Here is an 843-nt window from a genome sequence, read left to right as displayed (position 1 = left end):
GGTCGTACGGGGTGGACATCCCGGTACTCCTTGCGTGGCTCGGGTCCGGCGCGGCGGACCGCAGGGAGGTGGGGGGCGGGCGAGCCACGCACGTTACTTCGGAGTAGGCACATGCGCGAGGGTTTGCGCAGACTGAGTGGTCGGTATGCGCTTGTTGATGCCGAACCGTGTCTGACCAGGGGTGTTACCGCCGTTAACTCAGACTTTTGAATCGTCTGTGCGGAAACTGAGGGCAATCGCGGCGCTACTTCAGGTGCACGAGCGCCACACTGCCGGGCACCTCGCCCCCACCGTCGAGCCGCGCCCCGAACACCAGCCGACGGTCGACCCGCCGACGCACCGACCGCCCCGCCACGACCACGAAGTCCACCCCGACCCGCCCTCCGGCAGGCACCCAGGCGCGCGCGGCGCCCGCTGCCACGGGCCACACCGACCAGCCCGCCCCCATCGGCTCCGCCGCGACGGTCACGTACCGCCCCTGACCGCCGAAGTTGTAGACGTCGAGGCTCATACGCGTACGACGGGGGCGGGGCGGGTGATGGGTGGAGAGGTGCCTGGAACCGGTCGTACGGGTCTTGCCGGTTGTACGGGTCGTACGGGGTGGACATCCCGGTACTCCTTGCGTGGCTCGGGTCCGGCGCGGCGGACCGCAGGGAGGTGGGGGGCGGGCGAGCCACGCACGTTACTTCGGAGTAGGCACATGCGCGAGGGTTTGCGCAGACTGAGTGGTCGGTATGCGCTTGTTGATGCCGAACCGTGTCTGACCAGGGGTGTTACCGCCGTTAACTCAGACTTTTGAATCGTCTGTGCGGAAACTGAGGGCAATCGCGGCGCTACTTCTTC

Annotated in this window: 1 protein-coding gene; it reads right to left on the bottom strand. The window is 67.7% G+C overall.

Annotated features, from left to right (window positions below):
* Positions 1 to 244 precede the first annotated feature (244 nt).
* Entirely contained in the window at positions 245 to 511 is a 267-nt protein-coding gene (locus EAO75_RS43965; RefSeq protein ID WP_148000745.1) for a hypothetical protein, read from the bottom strand.
* Positions 512 to 843 lie beyond the last annotated feature (332 nt).

Source organism: Streptomyces sp. UW30 (assembly GCF_008042075.1).
Lineage (GTDB): Bacteria > Actinomycetota > Actinomycetes > Streptomycetales > Streptomycetaceae > Streptomyces.
This window is presented reverse-complemented; position numbering and strand designations above follow the sequence as displayed.